At 64.4% G+C, this 19,750-nt stretch carries 17 protein-coding genes; 6 read left to right on the top strand and 11 right to left on the bottom strand.

Going from position 1 to position 19,750, the window contains the following annotated elements; genetic code table 11:
- Nucleotides 1-7 precede the first annotated feature (7 nt).
- The 3 genes from fsa to ACODTA_RS09545 all read left to right on the top strand — a co-directional run bounded on the left by fsa (nucleotide 8) and on the right by ACODTA_RS09545 (nucleotide 2,298).
- On the top strand, nucleotides 8-661 hold the full coding sequence (fsa, locus tag ACODTA_RS09535) for a fructose-6-phosphate aldolase (RefSeq protein WP_222992912.1): 654 nt from the start codon (nucleotides 8-10) through the stop codon (nucleotides 659-661).
- A gap of 67 nt (nucleotides 662-728) precedes the next feature.
- The gene (locus ACODTA_RS09540) at nucleotides 729-1,628 is read left to right on the top strand and encodes a tyrosine recombinase XerC (RefSeq protein ID WP_489065667.1); all 900 of its coding nucleotides are present in this window, start codon (nucleotides 729-731) and stop codon (nucleotides 1,626-1,628) included.
- Nucleotides 1,609-2,298, top strand: a complete 690-nt coding sequence (locus tag ACODTA_RS09545) for a phytanoyl-CoA dioxygenase family protein (RefSeq protein ID WP_489065668.1) — start codon at nucleotides 1,609-1,611, stop codon at nucleotides 2,296-2,298. The genes ACODTA_RS09540 and ACODTA_RS09545 overlap by 20 nt, the downstream gene beginning before the upstream one ends.
- A gap of 64 nt (nucleotides 2,299-2,362) precedes the next feature.
- On the opposite strand, the gene ACODTA_RS09550 is transcribed toward ACODTA_RS09545, so the two are convergent.
- The 7 genes from ACODTA_RS09550 to ACODTA_RS09580 form a co-directional block, all read right to left on the bottom strand.
- Nucleotides 2,363-3,766 (bottom strand): putative porin, encoded by a 1,404-nt coding sequence (locus tag ACODTA_RS09550; RefSeq protein WP_489065669.1) that lies wholly within the window; start codon nucleotides 3,764-3,766, stop codon nucleotides 2,363-2,365.
- Nucleotides 3,767-3,896: 130 nt separating this feature from the next.
- Nucleotides 3,897-4,751 (bottom strand): hypothetical protein, encoded by an 855-nt coding sequence (locus ACODTA_RS09555; protein WP_489065670.1) that lies wholly within the window; start codon nucleotides 4,749-4,751, stop codon nucleotides 3,897-3,899.
- Nucleotides 4,744-5,526 carry an MOSC domain-containing protein gene (locus ACODTA_RS09560; RefSeq protein WP_489065671.1) on the bottom strand — a complete coding sequence of 261 codons (783 nt, stop codon included), beginning with the start codon at nucleotides 5,524-5,526 and terminating at the stop codon, nucleotides 4,744-4,746. Before ACODTA_RS09560 ends, ACODTA_RS09555 begins: the two co-directional genes overlap by 8 nt.
- Nucleotides 5,527-5,539: 13 nt before the next feature.
- The gene (locus ACODTA_RS09565; RefSeq protein ID WP_489065672.1) at nucleotides 5,540-7,288 is read right to left on the bottom strand and encodes a dipeptide ABC transporter ATP-binding protein; all 1,749 of its coding nucleotides are present in this window, start codon (nucleotides 7,286-7,288) and stop codon (nucleotides 5,540-5,542) included.
- 61 nt (nucleotides 7,289-7,349) lie between these two features.
- Nucleotides 7,350-7,979, bottom strand: a complete 630-nt coding sequence (locus tag ACODTA_RS09570; protein WP_489065673.1) for a GntR family transcriptional regulator — start codon at nucleotides 7,977-7,979, stop codon at nucleotides 7,350-7,352.
- 57 nt (nucleotides 7,980-8,036) lie between these two features.
- Entirely contained in the window at nucleotides 8,037-9,158 is a 1,122-nt protein-coding gene (locus ACODTA_RS09575) for a PepSY-associated TM helix domain-containing protein (RefSeq protein WP_489065674.1), read from the bottom strand.
- Nucleotides 9,159-9,212: 54 nt separating this feature from the next.
- Nucleotides 9,213-10,337 (bottom strand): C45 family autoproteolytic acyltransferase/hydrolase, encoded by a 1,125-nt coding sequence (locus ACODTA_RS09580; RefSeq protein WP_489065675.1) that lies wholly within the window; start codon nucleotides 10,335-10,337, stop codon nucleotides 9,213-9,215.
- 221 nt (nucleotides 10,338-10,558) lie between these two features.
- Between ACODTA_RS09580 and ACODTA_RS09585 the strand changes: the two genes are divergently transcribed.
- Nucleotides 10,559-12,775 carry a TonB-dependent receptor gene (locus ACODTA_RS09585; RefSeq protein WP_489065676.1) on the top strand — a complete coding sequence of 739 codons (2,217 nt, stop codon included), beginning with the start codon at nucleotides 10,559-10,561 and terminating at the stop codon, nucleotides 12,773-12,775.
- Nucleotides 12,776-12,856: 81 nt separating this feature from the next.
- On the top strand, nucleotides 12,857-14,050 hold the full coding sequence (locus ACODTA_RS09590; RefSeq protein WP_489065677.1) for an alpha/beta hydrolase: 1,194 nt from the start codon (nucleotides 12,857-12,859) through the stop codon (nucleotides 14,048-14,050).
- A 13-nt stretch (nucleotides 14,051-14,063) separates the two neighbouring features.
- Here ACODTA_RS09590 and ACODTA_RS09595 read toward each other — a convergent pair whose 3' ends face one another.
- A complete protein-coding gene (locus ACODTA_RS09595; protein WP_489065678.1) occupies nucleotides 14,064-14,927 on the bottom strand; it encodes a helix-turn-helix domain-containing protein in 864 nt (287 codons plus the stop codon).
- A gap of 139 nt (nucleotides 14,928-15,066) precedes the next feature.
- Between ACODTA_RS09595 and ACODTA_RS09600 the strand changes: the two genes are divergently transcribed.
- Nucleotides 15,067-15,840, top strand: a complete 774-nt coding sequence (locus ACODTA_RS09600) for an SDR family oxidoreductase (protein ID WP_489065679.1) — start codon at nucleotides 15,067-15,069, stop codon at nucleotides 15,838-15,840.
- A gap of 23 nt (nucleotides 15,841-15,863) precedes the next feature.
- On the opposite strand, the gene ACODTA_RS09605 is transcribed toward ACODTA_RS09600, so the two are convergent.
- From ACODTA_RS09605 to ACODTA_RS09615, 3 genes are all read right to left on the bottom strand, one after another.
- Nucleotides 15,864-16,628, bottom strand: coding sequence for a class I SAM-dependent methyltransferase (locus ACODTA_RS09605; protein WP_489065680.1), 765 nt, complete (start codon nucleotides 16,626-16,628; stop codon nucleotides 15,864-15,866).
- 7 nt (nucleotides 16,629-16,635) lie between these two features.
- Nucleotides 16,636-18,702: a TonB-dependent receptor domain-containing protein gene (locus ACODTA_RS09610; RefSeq protein WP_489065681.1), complete on the bottom strand. Its 2,067-nt coding sequence runs from the start codon at nucleotides 18,700-18,702 to the stop codon at nucleotides 16,636-16,638.
- A gap of 229 nt (nucleotides 18,703-18,931) precedes the next feature.
- Nucleotides 18,932-19,531 (bottom strand): RNA polymerase sigma factor, encoded by a 600-nt coding sequence (locus ACODTA_RS09615; RefSeq protein WP_489065682.1) that lies wholly within the window; start codon nucleotides 19,529-19,531, stop codon nucleotides 18,932-18,934.
- Nucleotides 19,532-19,750: the final 219 nt, after the last annotated feature.

Genomic DNA, 19,750 nt, shown 5'->3' on the forward strand with positions numbered 1-19,750 from the left:
CCCGTTCATGAAATTCTTCGTCGATACCGCCGATACCAAGGAGATCGCCGATCTGGCCGCGACCGGCCTGCTCGACGGGGTTACCACCAACCCCTCGCTGATCCACAAGGCGGGCCGCGATTTCCTGGAAGTCGTCAAGGAGATTTGCGAGATCGTCCCCGGCCCGGTTTCTGCCGAAGTGGTCGCGCTCGACCATGAGACGATGATGAAAGAGGCGGAAATCCTCCGCAAGATCGCCGACAATGTCGCGGTGAAGGTGCCGCTGACCATCGATGGGCTGAAGACCTGCAAGGCGCTGACCGGCGACGGCACCATGGTCAATGTCACGCTCTGCTTCTCGGCCAATCAGGCGCTGCTGGCGGCAAAGGCGGGCGCGACCTTCATTTCGCCTTTCGTCGGCCGCCACGACGATGTCGGCTATCCCGGCATGGAATTGATCGCCGATATCCGGCTGATCTACGACAATTACGATTTCGAGACCGAGATTCTCGTCGCGAGCGTGCGCAACCCCATCCATGTGCTCGAGGCTGCGAAGATCGGCGCGGACGTGATGACCGCGCCGCCCGCCGTCATCCGCCAGCTCTTCAATCATCCGCTGACCGACAAGGGCATCGAGGGTTTCCTGGCCGACTGGGCGAAGACCGGCCAGAAGATCGGCTGACGGGCCGCCGTCACGCGAACGGCATCGACAAGTTCGGCGTGACGGCCGCGACCAGTCCGGGCATGAAGTGCATGTGGAAACCCATGCACTCATTCCCCGCTGGCGCGATCATCTGACGCATGGGCGCCGGCGTTCCGCGCATACGGTGCGTGCCTATGTGGCGACGGCCGAGCGGCTGATCGCGTTTCTCCAGGATCATCGCGGCGGTGCGGTCGATGCGGCGATGATCGCATCGCTCGAGGCCGCCGATCTGCGCGCCTTTCTCGCGCTGCGTCGCGGCGACGGGATCGGCAACGCCTCCGCCGCGCGCGAATTGTCGGCGGTGCGCGGCTTCCTCGCCTTTGTCGCCGGAGAAGGCGGTGCCGTGCCGCGCCTGAAGGGGCCGCGCGTCAAGAAAGGCATTCCAAGGCCGGTTTCTCCCGACGAGGCGGTGGCGCTCGCGGAGGATGTGGCGGGGCAGGCGCGGGAGCCCTGGATCGGCGCACGCGACTGGGCGGTGCTGATGCTGCTCTACGGTGCCGGCCTGCGCATCGGCGAGGCGATGGCGCTGACCGGCGCGGTGCTGCCGTTGGGCGAGACGCTGAGCGTCACAGGCAAGCGCGGCAAGACGCGGATCGTGCCGCTGCTCCCGCAGGTGCGGAGCGCGATCGACGCATATCTGGCGCTGTCCCCGCATATGGCGTCGAAGGACCAGCCGCTGTTTCGCGGGCGGCGCGGCGGACCGCTCTCACCCGCGCTTGTCCGCCGCGCGGTCCAAGGCGCGCGGGGGCGGCTCGGCCTTTCGGAACGCACGACGCCGCATGCGCTGCGTCACAGCTTTGCCACGCACCTGCTGGGGCGCGGCGCGGACCTGCGCGCGCTTCAGGAACTGCTCGGCCATGCCAGCCTGAGTTCGACCCAGATCTATACCGCCGTCGATGCCGCGCATCTGATGGACGTCTATCGCAATGCGCATCCGCGCGCCTGACCGGCCGCCGACGCTGGATGACGACGGCGCGGCCTTGCACGCGGGGGCGGCGGGCGACGATATCCTGGGCGCGCTGGAGCGGATCGGTGAGGCACTGCCCGCGGATCGCGCGGGGATCCGGCTGCACGGGCAGGACGGGCTGGCGGAATTGCTGGCGCCCCCGGCCAAGATCGGCGCCGTCGCGGTGGCGGCGCTTGGCGGCGGCGCCCGGCCCGTGCGTGCGATCCTGTTCGACAAGCACCGGGATGCGAACTGGTCGCTCGCCTGGCATCAGGATCGCACCGTCGTGGTCCGTCGGCGGATCGATGTGCCGGGCTATGGCCCCTGGACGGTGAAGACCGGGCTGCAGCATGTCGCGCCGCCCTTCGCGCTGCTCGAACGCATGGTGACCTTGCGCGTGCATATCGACCCGGTATCGCCCGGCAACGCGCCGTTGCTGATCGCGCCGGGTTCGCACAAGCTGGGCCGGATCGCGGAGGCTGACATTGACGCGGTCGTGGCATCATGCGGCCGGATGGCCTGCCTCGCGGATCGCGGCGATATCTGGGCCTATGTGACGCCGATCCTGCACGCATCGGATGTAGCGCGTGCGGCGGGCCGCCGCCGGGTGCTCCAGATCGACTATTCGGCGGATGAGCTCGATGGTGGTCTGGAGTGGCTCGGCGTCTGAAGCGGGTTTCGACGGGGGCTGATGCCGAAACCCGCTTCAGTCTCTGTGCCCTGTCGGATGCTTCTCAGAAATTCACGAGCAGGTTGAGCCGCAGGCGGTTGACCCAGTCGTGCGGCAGGAAGGTGGGCGTGAACAGCGTGGACTTGGGCTTGAAGCGGTAGAAGGTGCCGTTGAGCGTCACATTGGGCATCAGCATATAGTCGATCAGCGCGGTATGCTGCTTGTAGTTGGATGCGAGATCGGTGTTGTCGTGGCTGAACGCGGTCAGCACGGCGTCGACCCCCGCCTGCGCATAGCCATAGCCGACCCGCCAGTCATGCTGGCGGCTGGCGCGGCCGACGAGCAGGTCCACGCCGAAGCCGGTATCCTGGTTGGTGGTGGCGCCGAAATTATGGACATAGTCACCCACGACGCGCACCGGCCAGCGCTCGCCAAAGCCGTTGAACGTAACCGCGCCGATCACGTCGAGCAGGTCGAAATCGGAGAGATAGCGGCCGTTGAGGAAGCGGTTCGTGCGGAAGTCGCCGGCGTCACCGCCGGCCAGGCTGCGAAGCTGATAGTCGTAATAGCCTGCGGCGAGCTCGAATCGCAGCGGCGTGCCGGGCGCGGTCTCGAACTGGAGCTGGCCGCCGATCATGTCGCTGTTGGGGCCGGCGACCGACTCGTCGACGAGGAAATAAAGTCCATTGACCCTGAGCGTCGATCCGCCGCCCAGATCGAAACGATAGGTCGCGGCGACGCCCTGCGGGCTGACATCGCCGTCCCAGACGAGTTCGGTGCGCACGAAGGTCTGCGGGATCTTGCCGGCGGTCACCTGGAGATTGCCGAACGTGCCGCGGATGAAGGCCTGGTCGAGGCTGACCATCAGATCGTCGTTGAAATTGCCCAGGGTGATGTCTGAGCTGTTGGGATCGTCGGGATCGCCGGTGACGAGTTGCCCGCCCACCGAGAGCCAGTCGTTGACGGCATAGTTCGCGCGCAGCCTGGCACGCAGTACGCCGCGATGACGCGTGCGGGCGTCCTGATCGCCCCAATTCTGTTCGTAGCGGACACGGACATCGCCATTGACCGCCAGCCTTCTGGGCGCGGCGGCGGGCGGCTGGCCGGGGGAGGATCCGCCGGCCGGATTGATCGCGGCGGCGGGCGACGGCGCCAGATCGGCGCGCGCGACCTGCTGGCCGGTCGCCGCCGGAATGGGCTGGGTCGTCGATGGCGCGGGCGCCGCGGCGGCGGTCTGCACGGGTGCTGCGGACGGCCGCGCCGAAACCTCGGCAAGCGCGGATTCGAGCTGGCGGATGCGCGCGGCGGATGCTTCCTGCTGCGCCTTCAGTTCGGCGATCTGCTCGCGCAGCATCTGCAGGTCCGCGGCGCTTTGGGCGAAGCCCTGAGTGGGGACGAGGCCCAGGGCAAGCGCGATCGATGTCGCGCCGACCAACAGCCTGTGCTTCAACGTGCGATTGCCGGTCACCCGAATTCTCCCTGTTCGCGCCGCCATGCCCCGCCGGCTCCTGGATCCGGTCCGGTACGGCCGCCTCTATAGGCCGGCGATCCTGACACCAGACTGACGGCGCGAATGCGTCGCGGGGTCCGGTCGCGGATCAGAAACGGCCGGCGAGCACATCGTCGAAGAATTCGCGCGCCTTGCGGACGACGACGGTCACGTCGTGCGCGGCATCGGGCACGATATCGAGCCGGGTCCGCGCGCCATGCGCCGCGAAGGAATCGGCGAGGCTCCGGATCCGCTCACCGCGCGTGCGGCCGGCATCGTTGGCGCCGTCCATGTAGTGGCGATCTCCGGGTGAGAAGGTGATTTCCCACGTCTCCTCATCGGAAGCGCCGACAACGAAATGGACGGGCAGGTCGCGATATTCGCGCGGATCGATCCGGATCCCGAACAGTTCGGCGCAATCGCGCACGCCCACCCACCAGGATCGCTCGAAATCGATGAGCGTCACCGCGCCCGGCGCGCCGATCGATGCCGCGCGAACGCGATCGGGATGCAGGATCGTGAAACGATGGGTGAAATGCCCGCCGCCTGAAAAGCCGAACATCAGCACCTTCGCGCCCGAGACGCCGTAACGCGCCGCGACCTCCTCGATCATGCCGAGCATCACCAGATCGTAGCGGATGTCGCGTTCGGCGATGTATTTATAGCCGCTCATCTCCCCGTCCTGAAAGACGTTCGCCGGAAACAGCGGGGCGAGGACGATGCAATTATGATATTCGGCGAACTCGGCGAACATGTCGCGATAGAGTGACTGCATCCGCCCGGTGCCATGCACCGACACCAGGATCGTCGTGGCCTTGTGATCCGCCCGATCGAAACGGTGCGGCACGTAAAGCGTATAGGAGAAGCGCGGATCGATGGCGGAGGCGTAGATCGTCGTAGGGCCGCTATGATACATGGCGTGCAATCGTGCGGCCTGGCCTGCGCCGTCGTCCTGATCAGACATCGCCGTCGTTTCCCTTCTCTGCGTCCGTCATGATGTCACCGATCGCGATCCGTGTAGTTCCGATCGCGTCGATATAGACGCCCATCGCGTTCTGGCCGAACTCGCGGCGCAGCAATGTTGGAAGGTCCGCGTCGATCTCGGCGGAGTCGAGGTCGACATTGACCGCCGCGCACCGCGTGATCGGCCGCATCACGCTCGCCTGGCCATAGCCCAGGCCGATCACGTCGCCGGCCTGCCAGCCACGTTCCTGCCAGGCGGGCAGACCGGACACGTAAATGTTCGCGCGGAAGCGAAGCGGATCGATCGGGCGGCCAAGCGCGGCACCGAGCGCCGCGACGCTCGCCAGGTTGATGATCGACAGGCAATCCTCACGAACGTCGGAAAACATGTGGTTCGGCGCGGTCACGAGTCGCAGCGGTCCCTTGGCGCGATCATCGACGAACTCCGAAATGAACCGATCGAATTCAGCGATCTCGCCCGGATCATCAAGCGACACGTCGAGAACCGGATCTCCCTTGCTTGAAAGCCTGAGGCGACCCGGCGCCGATCGGAAATCGGCGGCGAGCGCCGCGAGCCTTGGGTGCGTCATCAATGTCGCGAACTTCATCTTGCTCAGATGCACCGGCGCGGCCGGGTCGAACCCGGTCGTACCCAGCGCCATCGCATAAGCGCGATCGCCCGCTATGCCTTGTCCGGCGGTGATGGTCGCATCGGCAAGCCTTTCGCTTCCCAATCCCTTGACCGGATAACGATAGATGCCCTCGATCATTGCCATGATGATTGCCTTGTCATGCCGCCATGGCGACGAGGTGGCCGGGGGCGACCTCGACATAGCGTGGAGAGCCGGATGCATCGGCGATCTCGCCGATCGCGGCCTCGTCGGGCGCGCCGAGATCGCGGTGGCCGATCGCGAAGCCGCCGTCGGCGCGGGCCTCCAGATGCGAAAGCGCCGAAAGCAAGGCACGGGTATAGGCATGGCGCGGGCGATCGAACACCGCCGCGCGCGGGCCGATTTCCACCAGTCGTCCCTTGAAAAGCACCCCGATGCGGTCGGCGAAATGCTCCACCACGCCCAGGTCGTGCGACACGAAAAGGCAGGCGAAGCCGAGCTTCGCCTTCAGATCGAGGAACAGTTCGAGGATCTGCGCCTGTACGGTCAGGTCGAGCGCCGAAACCGGTTCGTCGGCGATGATGAATTGGGGGGCGCGGACGATCGCCCTGGCGATGCTGACGCGCTGACGCTGCCCGCCGGATAGCTGATGCGGAAAACGATCTAGGAAATCGCCGCCCAGCCGCACATTGTCGAGCGCCTGCGCGACCTTGTCCCGCCGTGTCGCGGCGGTGTGGCGCGGATCGAACTTCAGCGCTTCCTCGACGATGGCGCCGATCTTCATGCGAGGGTCGAGCGAGCCGAACGGATCCTGGAAGATGAACTGCACCGGCTGTTCGCCGCGCCGCCGCGCATCGGCGATGGGGGCGCCACGGAACAGGATTTCGCCCGTTTCGACTGGTTGGAGGCCGGCGATGGCGCGGGCCAGCGTCGTCTTGCCCGATCCCGACTGTCCGATGATCGCGAGCGCTTCGCCCGGCGATATGCCGAAGGACACCGTGTCGAGCGCTCTGGCCTGCGAGCGCTGGCGACGCCACCCGGACGGTTTGCCGGGGAAGGCGACGGAAAGGTCGCGCACCTCGATCAACGGCTCGCGACCGTCGGATACGGCGGACGGAGCCTCGCTGGTGATCGGCTGGAGCGTCGCGGCCAGCAGTGCGCGGGTATAGGGATGGCGTGGCACCCGCAGGATCTCGTCGACGCGCCCTGCCTCGACGATCTCACCGCGGCTCATGACGCTCACCGTGTCCGCGAACCCGGCAACCGCGCTCAGATCGTGCGTGACCATAAGCACTGCGGTGCCCTGCGCGCGCGCGGTATCCTTGAGCAGGCCGATGACTTCACTCTGGATGATGGTGTCGAGCGCCGTCGTCGGCTCGTCGGCGATCAACAATGCGGGCTTCATGATCAGCGCGGCTGCGATCATCACGCGCTGCCGCATCCCGCCAGACAATTCGTGCGGATAGCGCTGCATCACCTGGTCGGGGGAGGCAATTCTCAGCCGTTCCAGCATGTCGAGGGCCTCGGCATGGGCGGCGTCGGCCGACAAAGCCTGATGATGCCGCAGTCCCTCGACGAGTTGGATGCCGATGCGCAATGCCGGATTCAGGCTGGAAAGCGGTTCCTGGAAGACATAGCCGACCTGTCGGCCGCGCAGCGCATGGCGGATGGAGGAATCGGCGGGCAGCACGGTCGCGCCATCGAAGGTGATCGTGCCATTGGTGATCATCGCATCCGGCGGCATCAGATCGACGATCGATCGCGCCAGCAGCGTCTTGCCTGATCCGGATTCGCCCACCAGGGCCGCCGTTTCGCCGCTTCGGATTGTCAGGTCGACATTCCTCACCACCGGCAGGTCGCCTCCGCTCGAACGGAAGGCGATCGACAGATTGTGGATCTCGATCAGAGCGGCAGCGTGAATGGGCATGCTCCCAAAGACGAGCGTGACGCGCGAAAACCAGACCTGGCACCCGATATCGGATGCTGACCTATCGCGTGAGCGACTGGGTGGAATGTTCGCCGATCAGGCGCTCGAATTCCGCGGCGTCGCGATCGCGCAAGGCCTTGAGGATCGCAAAATGTTCACGGCTGCTTTCGGTGAGGCCGGCAAAGGTGGAATAGCGTTCGAACGGGCCGCTGATGCAGCATTCGCGAAGATGCTGCACCGTCTGCATCAGCAATTTGCTGCCGCAGAAGGAATTGAGCCGGTTGTGGATGTGGTAATTGGCGAGCCTGAGATCGGCATGGCTGCCCGATGTGATCAACTCGTGAAAGGTCCGGGCGAGTTCCTCCAGCTCATCGATGCCGTCATCGGTGATGTTCGCGATGATCTTGGGCACGGCGGCGCGCTCGAGGATGGCGATCATCTCTGTGATCTCGGCGATCTCCTCGTCGCTGCGGCTGAAGACGCGGAATCCCTGGTTTTTGACATATTCGACGACGCCGCGTTCAGACAGGCTGCTGAGCGCGGCGCGCACATCGGAACGCGTGGCGTTATAGGCGGCTTCGAGTTCCGCCTGCTTGAGCCATTGCCCCGGGAAATAACGGCCTTCCAGAATATGGTCGCGCAGGCGATCGAACAGCGCTTTCGATTTGGGGCGGGTATGAACGTCCAACATCGTCGTCCTTCACTCGTTCACGCCTCACTTACAGGGCGTTGACGATTCGATCCATGATCAGGCGGGTTTGCCCGTTCGACCTTGCCTTGTCGGCGCAACCCTTTTCTTCCGGGGGCGTCGCTTGCGCAGCCACAGCCAGGCACCGGTGACGACCATGGAGAACAGGGTGGCGCCCATCAATGTCATCAAGGTTCCGCGCAGCGGGCCATAAGCCTCGCCGGTGTGGATCGCCAACGGCCATGCCAGGGCGGCGTCCCCGGAAGGGAGGCGGTTGCCATCGGCCATGACGGTGAGCTTGCCCGACCAGCGATCGACATAGCCGATATGATGCGCGCGCGGATTGACCGCATTCTCGGCGATCATGACCACGCCCAGGATGCGATCGCCATCCCCGGCCAGACGGATCTGGCGCAACTTGCCGTCGGGAAAGCGGGTCTTCAGGCGATCGAGCGCATCCTGCCAGGAAAGGATATTGGCGGGGCGGTCGATCTCGGGCCATTGGGCCTCGACCCTTGGCGATACGGTCGCGACCGCGGAGACGACGGGGCGGAGCAATGCGGGCGCGACGAGCGCCATGCCGGTCAGCGCGCTCGCGATGATCAGTATCGCGGACAGCGCGCCGGGCACGACATGCAGATCGCGCAACAGGCGCAGTGAAGGGCCGTGCCAGTGGACGGTGAGCGCGGCGACGAAGCGCCGCGCGCGGGGCCACCAGAGGATAAGGCCGGTGATCGCCATGAACAGCAGTCCCACCGCCTCGATGAACAGGATCACTTTTCCGCTCGCGCCCATCAGCAGCGCGACATGGACGCGCTCGGTGAATTGCAGCGGCGATTGCCCGAGCGAGCCCGATGAGAGGATATGAGCTGTGGCGGGGTCGACGTTCACGACGTCGAAATCGCTTTTTCCAGGCGAGACCGTTCGCACTGTCAGCGGCAGATCATAATGCTGGGGATAGATGATCCGTTCTATCCGGTCGCCCGGTCGCGCGGCATGGATGCTCGCGACGATGCGGTCGAGCGTGGCCGGCCGGCCATTGTCCGCGCGCACGGCATCGCCGAACCAATAGGCCAGCGGCTCCTTGTGCGTAAGGATCAGGCCGGTCAGGGACTGGACCAGCAGCAACAGCCCGAGGGTGAGCCCGATCCAGCGATGAAGCTTGTAGAGAGTCTTGTTCACGGGCCCTTCCGATATCGCCGCAGGTTCGAGCGTCCCGAGTGAAAGGGGCGGGCGTCAGGCCGCCATGCTGTATTCCGTAAAGGATATGCCCAGATACGGGCTGGGCGCTATCCACATCTTCTGCGCCGTCGTATCCATGATCAATGTCGCGACGGTGCCGGAAAGATTGCCACCCGGCCGCGCCTTCGGCGTGCGCAGGATCGCGTCGGGCGCGCCGAAATCGTCGGCCAGGCCCTGTTTGATCAGGTCCAGGTCTATGCTGCCGCGATGCGCGTTCAGATGGTCGAGCAGGCGCTGGTCGCGATAGAGCGATTCAGGGCAGCGCTGAAGGCCGGTATCACGCACCTTGCCCCGTGCGACGGGACATTTGAAATGATTGGCATGGACGAGGATGCCGTTTTCCGGCTGCAGCCAGAAGGCGTCGGACGGCGTTACCTCCAGGCAGACCGCCGAGCCGTCCGGATGGCTGAGCATCAGGCTGTGGGAGAAGGAGATCCGTGTGCTCAGCACCGCGTCGATCGCCGCCGCCAGCGTGTGCGACTGTAGCAGGCGGCGGCGGATCAATGGATTCGGCACGCCCATCACGCCGCAATCCTGATCGCATTGGAGGCCGTTGACCGTCAGCGCGACGCCGGCGCTGTTCATGCCGTGCCGGGCGAGCTGGCCGGCCTCGACGAAGCTCAGCATGTCTGGGCCATTGTCGTTGACGACACGCAGGACCACGGCGGAGCCGGCGCAGCGTGGGTTCCAGTCCCAGTTCTGGCCGTGGAGCAGATGGCCGTCGCTGGTGGCGCCGGGCAGGGCGAGCGCTGCGGTGCATTCCTCCTGAAGCCCAGTCGGCGCGTGATGGACATCCAGCTCGTTGTCGCGCCAGAAGATGATCTCGGTGCGCGCATTGAGAGCGACAATCGCTTCCACAGGCTGACCGCTGCCCTTCGCGATCCCCTCGATCTCGCGATACATTTCGGGGTCATAACCCTCCACCTGCTGGCGGAAGCGCTCGGCATAACCCATCGCCTCGCGCCATCCGATGCCGGCGACCTCGAACGCGTCGCGATAGATGGACAGGCCGACATCGATGCGATCGCCCGCCTGGCGGCCATAGCTGATCCCGCGTTCGAAGGCGGGGCCCTCCACATGGATCAGCGGAAACGGAGTTTGAAGGTCGGTTTGTGTCATCTGTGCTGGGCTCTTCGCGATAATCAGGTGCTTGCGCATGTGGTTGGTTAGACGGAAAGGCGGCTCTGCTTCCGGACCGGTCCGCATAATTTTTTTGATCGCGGATCGATTGCGATCGTGACTGATCCGGCGCAGTCCGGTTTTTGCGTCAGGCACTCGTCCTTCCCAGCGAAACAAGTTGGCCACGATCGGAAGGCCACATCCACAAAGGGGAAAGCGCGATGAAAAAGCTGCTCAATGGCTGTTTGCGTAAACATGTATCGATGACGGCGCTGCTGGCCGCAACGATGCTCTGGGTGCCAGCGGCAGCCTTCGCGGCCGATGACGCGCAGCAGGCGGAGGGGGCGACCGACGACAAGTCGAACGAGGATATCGTCGTCAGCGGATCGCGCCTGATCTCGAGCGTCGATGCCTATCCGGGTTCGGTCAGCCTGATCGACGAGGCCCAGATCGGCAAGCTGCTCGAAACCACGAACGATGTCGCGCAGATCCTTGCCCAATCGGTTCCCGGCCTGGCGCCGCCACAGTTCGATGCGTCGAACTTCACCGCGACGATGCGCGGCCGGCGTATCGCCTATCTGATCGACGGCTTTCCCCAGACGGTGCCGTTGCGTGGCGGTGGGCGCGACATGCGCCTGATCGATCCCGGCGCGCTGGCGACGATCGAGGTCATTCGCGGCGCGACCGCGATCTATGGTCAGGGCGGCGCTGGCGGCTATGTCAACTACATCACCAAGCGGCCCAAGGGCGATGACTGGGAATTCGCGACGGAGCTGGGTTTCGGCACTTCGCTGAGCAATCCGACGTCGGACGGTTTTTCCTATCAGGTGCGGCAATCGGCGAGCGGCAAGCTGGGCGGCGTCGATATCGTCTTCTCGGGCTCCTATGAATCGACGGGTCTGTATTATGACGCGGCGGGCGATCCAATCGCGCCCGATCCCTTCGGCCAGGGCGGGCAGGCCGAGTCCAAGACCTATGCCGCGTTCCTGAAGCTCGGTTACGATTTCGGCGCGAGTAGCCGGATCGAGGCGCTGGTCAATTATTACAAGAACGACCAGACCACCGATTATGTCGGCTGCGCCTGCGCGGTGCCCGGCGGGATGAAGTCGATCGCCACGCTGAAGACCTCGCCCCAGGCGGCCCAGTTCGGCCGTGGTCCGATCGATCCTTTCACCAGGAATGTGTTCGCCGGGCTCAGCTATATCAACGGCGACATATTGGGCAGCAAGCTGACCGTGCAGGGGCTTTACCAGTCCTATCGCGGATCGTTCGCGTTCAACCCCGCTTATGTGCCGTCGGGCGGCACCAGTTCGATCAAGGCAAGCAAATATGGCGTCCGCGCCGAGGTGAATACGCCGCTGTCGACGATATCGGAATCGCTCAAGGGCAAACTGTTGTGGGGCGCCGAATGGGTACGCGACAAGACCGGCGAGCCGCTGATGGAGGATTATAGCCGGCGTAACATGCCGTTCATCACGCTCAACACCTATTCCGCTTTCGCGCAATTGCTGCTGGAGCCGACGGACTGGCTGACGCTGCAAGGCGGCATGCGCTATGATGACGCATCGCTCGAGGTTCCCGACTTCACGATTGTCCAGCAATTCGCGGGCGCGGTCGGCGACTATACGCGGTTGCGTGGCGGCAACCGGGTGATCGGCGGACGGCGCGACTATAACTCGACTGTCTTCAACATCGGCGCGTCGGCGAAAATCGACGATATGGCGACCCTGTTCCTCGCCTTCTCGCAGGGGTTCAGCGTGGCGGATGTCGGCCGCGTGCTGCGTGTCACGACACAGCCTTCGATCGACAAGATCGTCAAGGACCTCAACGCGCAGATCATCGACAATTTCGAGGGCGGTATCCGTGGCGGCGGCGATCATATCCGCTATTCGCTGACCTTCTATTACAACAAATCCAAGCTGGGCTCGACCTTCAACCCGATCACTCTCGATCTGGTGCGCGCGCCGGAAAAGATCTGGGGCGTCGAAGGGTCGCTCGATTTCGATTTCGATCCGGTCCAGTTCGGCGGCACGATCGGCTGGGCCAACAGCAAGCAGGACGCGAACTCGGACGGCATCTACGAAACCAAGCTTGATTTCTGGCGCGTCCCGCCGCTGAAGGTGACGGGCTATGCCGAATATGAATTCGGCCCCGAGTGGCGGCTTCGCGTGCAGGGCATTTATTCGGGATCGGAGAATCGTTTCCCGACCGTGCCGAAATGGACGGTGACGGCCAAATCGCCGATCGACAGTTATTTCACCGCCGATGTTTCGGTGAGCGGCCCGGTGGGGCCTGGCAATCTGAGCGTCGGTATCCAGAATATCTTCAACAAATATTACTTCCCGGTGCTGAACCAGACGGTGGTTCCGTCGCTGGCCTATGGCTACGCCACCGCACCCGGCGCGACCGCTCTGATCAAATATCGCCTGAAATATTGAGGGCCTTCGCCCTCATCGATGCGCCCGGTCGACAAGCGGGACCGAGCGCGCGACACTGAAAAGATTAGGGAGAATAACGCGATGACGTTCCGCCAGATGTCGTGCGCCGTGGCCGCATGCCTTGCCTTCACGGGCGCGCAGCCATTGCTGGCGCAAACCATCCCCAATATCGAGCCGACCGCCGAGGAAGAGAAGACGGCGGCGTTCGAACAGCAGCCCAATGACGTGTTCGTGAAGCTGCTCAAACATCCGCAGGTCGTGGTCGACGGGCAGAAGCTTCACCCGAAATACCAATATTATCTGGAGCAGCGCGCCGGCGACGGGCGCGAGAGCGCCGAGGCCAAGCGCGTTGCGCAGGCGGCGAAGCTGCGAGATCCCGCCGCCGCCGCCAAGTCCCGCAACTCGACCGATCGTAGCTGGACCTTCCGTACCAAAGTCACCGCACCGATGGCGAAGGTGGAGGATCGTGAAGTGGCCGGGCCGAACGGCGCCGTACCCGTCCGCATCTATACGCCCAAGGTGACGGGGCAGCGCGGCCCGCTGCCGGTGCTGGTCTATCTTCATGGCGGTGGCTGGTTGTTCGGCAGCGCCGCCGCTGCCGACCGCGCGGTGCGGCTGATCGCCAACGAAGCGTCCGTGATCGTCGTCTCGGTCGATTACCGCATGGCGCCCGTCAATAAATTCCCCGTCGCCAATCAGGATTCCGAGGCCGCGTTCGATTGGGTCGTCGCGAATGCCACCGCGTTGGGCGGTGATCCCGCACGCGTGGGGATCGGGGGCGACAGTATCGGCGCGATGATGTCCGCGGCGATTTCGCTCAAGCATCTGCGCGAGGGGCGTCCGGGCCCGAGGGTCCAATTGCTCTATTATCCCGCGATCGACATGAGCGAGCGGCAATATCCGTCATATGACCTGTTCCGCATCGGTTATGGACTCGATCTGCCATTCATGGAGATGATGGTCGATCTGGCGTTCGACGATCCCAAGCTGCGCAACCATATCTATGCCTCGCCGATCAATGCCGCGAATTTCAGGGATATGCCGCCAGCGATCATCGCCACGGCGGGTTTCGACCCCATCCGCGATCATGGAAGGGCCTATGCCGAACGGCTGATCAAGGATGGCGTGAATGTGCAATACACCAACTATGCGTCGCTCATTCATGGCTTCATGCAGTTTTCCGGTACGATCGACGACGCCGAGCGCGCCTGTGTCGAAACGGCGCGGCAGTTCGGCGCGCTGATCAGGCAATCGCGCTACGAACCCGGCCGCTGAGCATCGCGCGGCGTCAGCTTCGCGAGACCCGGTAGCGCGACGGCGGCGCACCGAAATGGCGCGCAAAGGCCGTGGCGAAGTGGCTTGGGGTCGCGAAGCCGACGCCGAGAGCGATGTCCGTCACGGGCGCATCGGTTTGACGCAGCAGGCGCGCCGCTTCCTCCAGCCGCGTGCGCAGGACATATTGCCAGGGCGTCAGGCCGAATGCGTGGGTGAAGGCGGCGGTGAAGCGACGTACGTCCATATCGACAAGCGCCGCGAGCGATGACAGCGAATGACGCGCTTCCGTTCGATCCCCGATTGCCTCGACAAGGGCGTTGCGATCGGCCGGGGATAGCCGACGCTTGCCGGAACGAGCGCGTGGAGCACCATAATGTTCGCGCAGGTGCAGTTGCACCGCATCCGTGATGGCATGGGCGGTCATGCGCGCGAGATCGTCGTCAGGCCGCTCGATCAGGTCGGCCAGCCTGGCTGCCGCGCCGAACAGGAAATCGTCGCGGTGGCGCACGCGTGCCTTGATTGGAGTATCGGCAAGCATCGACGCCGGAATGGTCAGTTCGACGAACCGGGCATGTTCGCCTTGTGCCAGCGCGGCATAGCGGCATCCGGCCGGGATCATCCATATGTCGCCACGCGACGGGATGGCTCGGCCCGAGGGGCCGCTGGAGAAGGTGCAGTCCATGCGGTCGAGCCGGCCGTCGAGATGGGCGACGATGGTGTGGTGTTCCTCCTCGAAACACCAATCGGTCGCCGCGCGGAGATTCTCGGTCGCGGCGACGATGCCGATCCTGCCGATCCTGACCTCGCGGCGCCTGACCACCGCGCGCGGCAGGCGGGGGCGGCGGCCGTCCCAGACCTGCAGGGGCGTTTCGCGCAAGCACATCCTCCTCATATCGATGGAGCTGCGCCAGATTACGAAGATTCGCCGGAATACGGAAGCGAGCGCGGTGGATCCGCCCTAGTTTTCGTTGTGCCGCGCCATCGGGAATGGCCGGCGGAACGATGGAGATTGAGCGATGGTCGATCATGGCATTGGCGGAAAAACGGTTCTCATCGCCGGTGGGGGCAAGAATCTCGGTGGCCTGATCGCGCGTGACCTGGCGGAGCATGGCGCCCGCGCCGTCGCCATCCACTACAACAGCGCGGCCTCGGCCGCTGCGGCGGAGGAAACGTTGGCGGCGGTCGAGGCCGCAGGCGCTCAGGCTGTCGCGTTCCAGGCCGATCTGACATCGGCCGCCGCCATCGAGAAGCTGTTCGCCGACGCCATCGCCGCTGTCGGCCGCCCCGATATCGCGATCAACACCGTCGGCAAGGTGCTCAAGAAGCCGCTGACCGAGATCAGCGAGGCCGAATATGACGAGATGGCGGCCGTCAACGCCAAGGCGGCGTTCTTCTTCCTGCGCGAGGCCGGCCGCCATGTGAACGACAATGGCAAGATCTGTACGCTGGTGACCTCGTTGCTCGGTGCCTTCACACCCTATTATGCCGCCTATGCGGGCACCAAGGCGCCGGTCGAACATTTCACGCGGGCGGCATCGAAGGAATTCGGCGAACGCGGCATTTCGGTGACCGCGATCGGGCCGGGCCCGATGGATACGCCCTTCTTCTATCCGGCGGAGGGCGAGGATGCCGTCGCCTATCACAGGTCGGCGGCCGCGCTGTCCGCATTCTCGAAGACCGGCCTCACCGATATCGCGGATATCGTGCCGTGGATTCGGATGCTGGTGTCGGATGGCTGGTGGATGACGGGCCAGACGATCCTGGTGAATGGAGGCTACACGACCAAGTGAGTGTCGCCGGGACTGGCGGCTGATCAGCAAGGCTCGCCGACGATGACATAATCATGGCCGTGCGCGATGCCGTCTCCACGTGCGGCGGCATCGAGCGCCGCCGCCCTGATCCGCTCGCCTCTTGCCGCCAGCGCATCCGCCAGCGCACGATCGGCAAGGCTTGCCAGCCGTGGTTTGCACATGTCGATCTGGCTGTTCACGAAGCGCGCGCGGTAGCGGATCGGAAAGCGTCGCGCGGCGATGGTCCGGAAGCCCGATGCCTGGAGATGGTCGGCCACCCATTGCATGGGATATTCGCGATACGGCCGCTCTCCGGCATGCAGCAGGCAGGCGTCGCGGAACCGGCCGATCTCGCCGATCAGCCGCCCGTCTTCGCTGCCGCTTTCGATGCCGACATAAGGATCGACCCCGACGACATAGAGCCTCCGGCCGGTGATGCGCCTCAGCCGGGCGAACAGCCGGTGCTGGAAATAGGGCGCGAAGCCTTCGATCGCGCCGAGCAGATAATCGGCGAGCACGGTGTCGTAGCGCTCGTTCGCCAGCAGGGCATCGTCCGCCCAATTGCCGAGGACGATCCGGTCCTGCGGTCGGCGAAGCGCGGCGACGGCGTCGCGCACCTGGATCGCATGCCCTTCGGCGCCCGTCACCGCTGTCCAGCGCTCGGTGGCAAGCGAGGCCACCCAGCGGATCGAGTGCGTGCCCGTGCCGGCGTCGAGAAAGGATCCCCAGGGTGCATCGCCCTGAAGATCCTCGATGAAGCGGAACGGGCCGTTCGCTGTGGGTGTCATGCGGGCCTTAGAACGCCGCCCTGAGGCCGAACACGACATTGCGGCCGCGCAGTGGCGACGCGTCCTTGATGAACGACGTGTGGTTATAGGCGAGGGCGTTGGTCAGGTTGGTGCCGCGCACGAACAGTTCGGCGCTGTTGTCTGATCCCAGGTCGAGCCGATAGGCGAGCGTTGCGTTGAGCATGTCGTAACCCGCCGTGCGCGTCTCGAAAGAGGCGATCCGATCCTGACCGAAGACCCGGTAATATTCGGCATTGGCCGTGATCGGCCCCCATTGCCCGTCCACACGGCCGCCCAGTCGTCCGGCCGGGATGCGCGGCAGGTTGCCGCCGCCGTCCTTCAGCTTCGCGCGCACATAATCGCCGAAGACGGTGGCGGCGATGCCGGGTGTGATCTGGTGCCGGATCTCGCCATCGATGCCGGTGAAGGTCGCGTCCGCGCCCACATAGCGGATCAGGCGGAAATCCTCGAAGCTGTCGAGCGTCCGGGCATAGATGTAGTTGTCGAAGTCCTGATGATAGGCACCGATCGTGAAGGTCGTCGCACCCGTCGTCTTGCGCAGGGTGAGGTTGATCGATCTCGCGGTTTCCTCGTCCAGAGACACTTTCGTCGGGAGGCGCGCATTGCCTGTCACCATGCCGATTTCATAGGTGTTGGTCGCCAGATGGATGCCATAGGCGAAGAGTTCCTGCACGCTTGGCGCGCGCTGCGACCGGGCGAGCGACAGCGCCACCGAATAGCCGTCCGCCACGTCCCAGATCGCCGCGCCGGACAGGGAGAATGGGGCGTGCTTCGTCGTCGGATAGCGCGCGTCGGCGGGATCGACGCGCTGCCATTCCTTGCGCGCCGCCGCTTCCAGGCGAACCGGGCCGAGCTGGAGCGTTTCCATCAGGAACAGCGCGGTGCTGCGCGTGTCGGTGTCGATCAGGAACGCTTCCTCGCCCAGTGCGCTGAAATCGCTTTCGGAGCGTTGCACGCCGATCACGCCGCGCAGCCCGCCGATCGGCTTGTGAGTCAGTTCGAAGCGCAGGTCGTGCGCCTTGTTGCGGAATGTCGTCGCCACCTCGTCATGTTCGATCTCGTCATGCTCGTAATCGGTGAAGGACAGGCGGAAGCGGACCTTCTCGATACCGGGCAGCGGATCGTCGTAATCGCTGCGGATATCGAAACGCTCGCTCCGCAATTTCACGAAGGGGATCTCGTCGTCGTGATCATGGTCGTGGTCATGATCATGGTCGTCATGGCTATGGCTGCCGCAATGCAGGCTGGTGCCGTGCGGATGGCAGCCCTCATAATCGTGGCTGTGACCGGGCAGACCATATTCGCTGCGCTGGCGGGTATAGGCGACGCCGAGATAGCCGCGCGGCCCGATCCAGGCGCCGCCCGCGCTGAACGTGGAGGTGTCGTTGTACGATCCGGCGACGCGGCGCGATCCGAATCCGCCGGGCACGCGATAATCGTCGCTGTTGCGATGGACGCCCTCCACGCGGAAGGCGAAGGGGCCGACGCCCGCGGTGATGCCGCCCACCAGCGAGCGTTCCTTGTCGCCCGTGCCCAGCCGCCCCTCTACCACGCCCGACAGGCCGTTGGCGGGCAGGGTGGTCGGCACCTTGTCGTCGAGCAGATTGACCGCGCCGCCGATCGCGCCGCTGCCGTAGAGCAATGTCGCGGGGCCGCGCAGCACCTCGATTCCGCGCAGCAGCAACGGTTCGGTGACGATCGCGTGATCGGGCGATATGGCGGAGGCGTCCTGGATATTGGCGCTGTCCGACAGCGCCTGCACGCGCGGCGAGGTCTGGCCCCGGATCACCGGCCGGCTGGCACCGCCGCCGAAATTCTCGAAATTGATGCCCGGCTGCCCTGCCAGCGTTTCGCCCAGCGTCGCCTGGCGGCGGTGGATCAGATCTTCCCCCGTCAGAGAGAGCACCGGCGTCGCGGTCTGGTCGGCGGTCTGGTCCAGCCCGGACGCCGTGATGACGATCTCGCCGCTGTCGGCGCTGTCGGCGGCGAGCGCGATGCCCGAAGACAGCGCGAGAGTGGAGGCTGCGGAAAGGCGGAGGATGTGAAGGTGCACGATGAAGCCCCGTTTCTGTTTTCTACGGGGGTCTGCTAAGTGATGTTACAACGTAACACAACTTCCTTTGGTCGCGTGGCTAGGGCGGGTGATCGCTGTCTGTCCGGCAGCGTGGGCAACTTCCTCGACAATGATCGTCTGTTCCGGGATCGGTTCCGCCCGGTGGCAGCGGGATCGGCCCCGGATCGACATTGTCTGCTGGGCACGGGCGTCCCGCATGCCTGTGCCGCTATGAATTGAGCGCGCGCAGGTGCGAGGCGCAGTGTTTCTTGGCGCGGCTGATATTCTTTTCCACCGTGCTGATGCAGACGCCCTGCATCTGGGCGATTTCGTGATTGAGGAAACCTTCGGCCCGGCTCTGCCAGAAGATTCGCGAGCAAAGTTCGGACATGCCGCCCAACGCCGCGAAGATTCCGGATATTTCGTTGCGCATGATCAGCATGTCCTCCGGCGAAGGCTCGTCGGCCGCCATGTCGAACGCATCCTCGATCGTTGCCGTGGTCTGGCTGCAGATCTTCCCGCTCGCCGACCGGCTGTGATCGATCAGCAGATTGCGCGCCATGCGAACGACATAGTGGCCGACATTCGAGATCTGCTCGCCATTCTCCACGCCATGGAGCTTCAGGAAGACCTCTTGCGTGATGTCCTCGGCCGTTTCCCGGCAGCCTGTCCGCGCGTGAATATATGATCTCACGCGCGCCGAATGATCAATGAATGCCGAATCTACCCACCCATGCTGAACAGACACTGTTTCCCCCATCCGATAGCGTTGGTTCTTGAGATTTCTCCAACCGGTGGATCGCGGTGCGACAGGCACATCGGCGATCAACGAGAAAAGTCTGACATATAGTCACCAATTTTTCAAATCAAATTGTCTGAGATTAAGACATTGAATATCAATGATATATTTTTCTCTGTGATTTTTTCGTTGCCGGGATGATCGGTGATTCGACCCATGGATTCACCCGAGTCCCGGCGGACGAATGCGGTTGTCCGGTATTTTCGCGGGCCCTTCGTCTTTGTTCCATTGGTCGGCATGTCAGCCTGG

The sequence above is a fragment of the Sphingomonas sp. FG14 genome, from assembly GCF_057809675.1.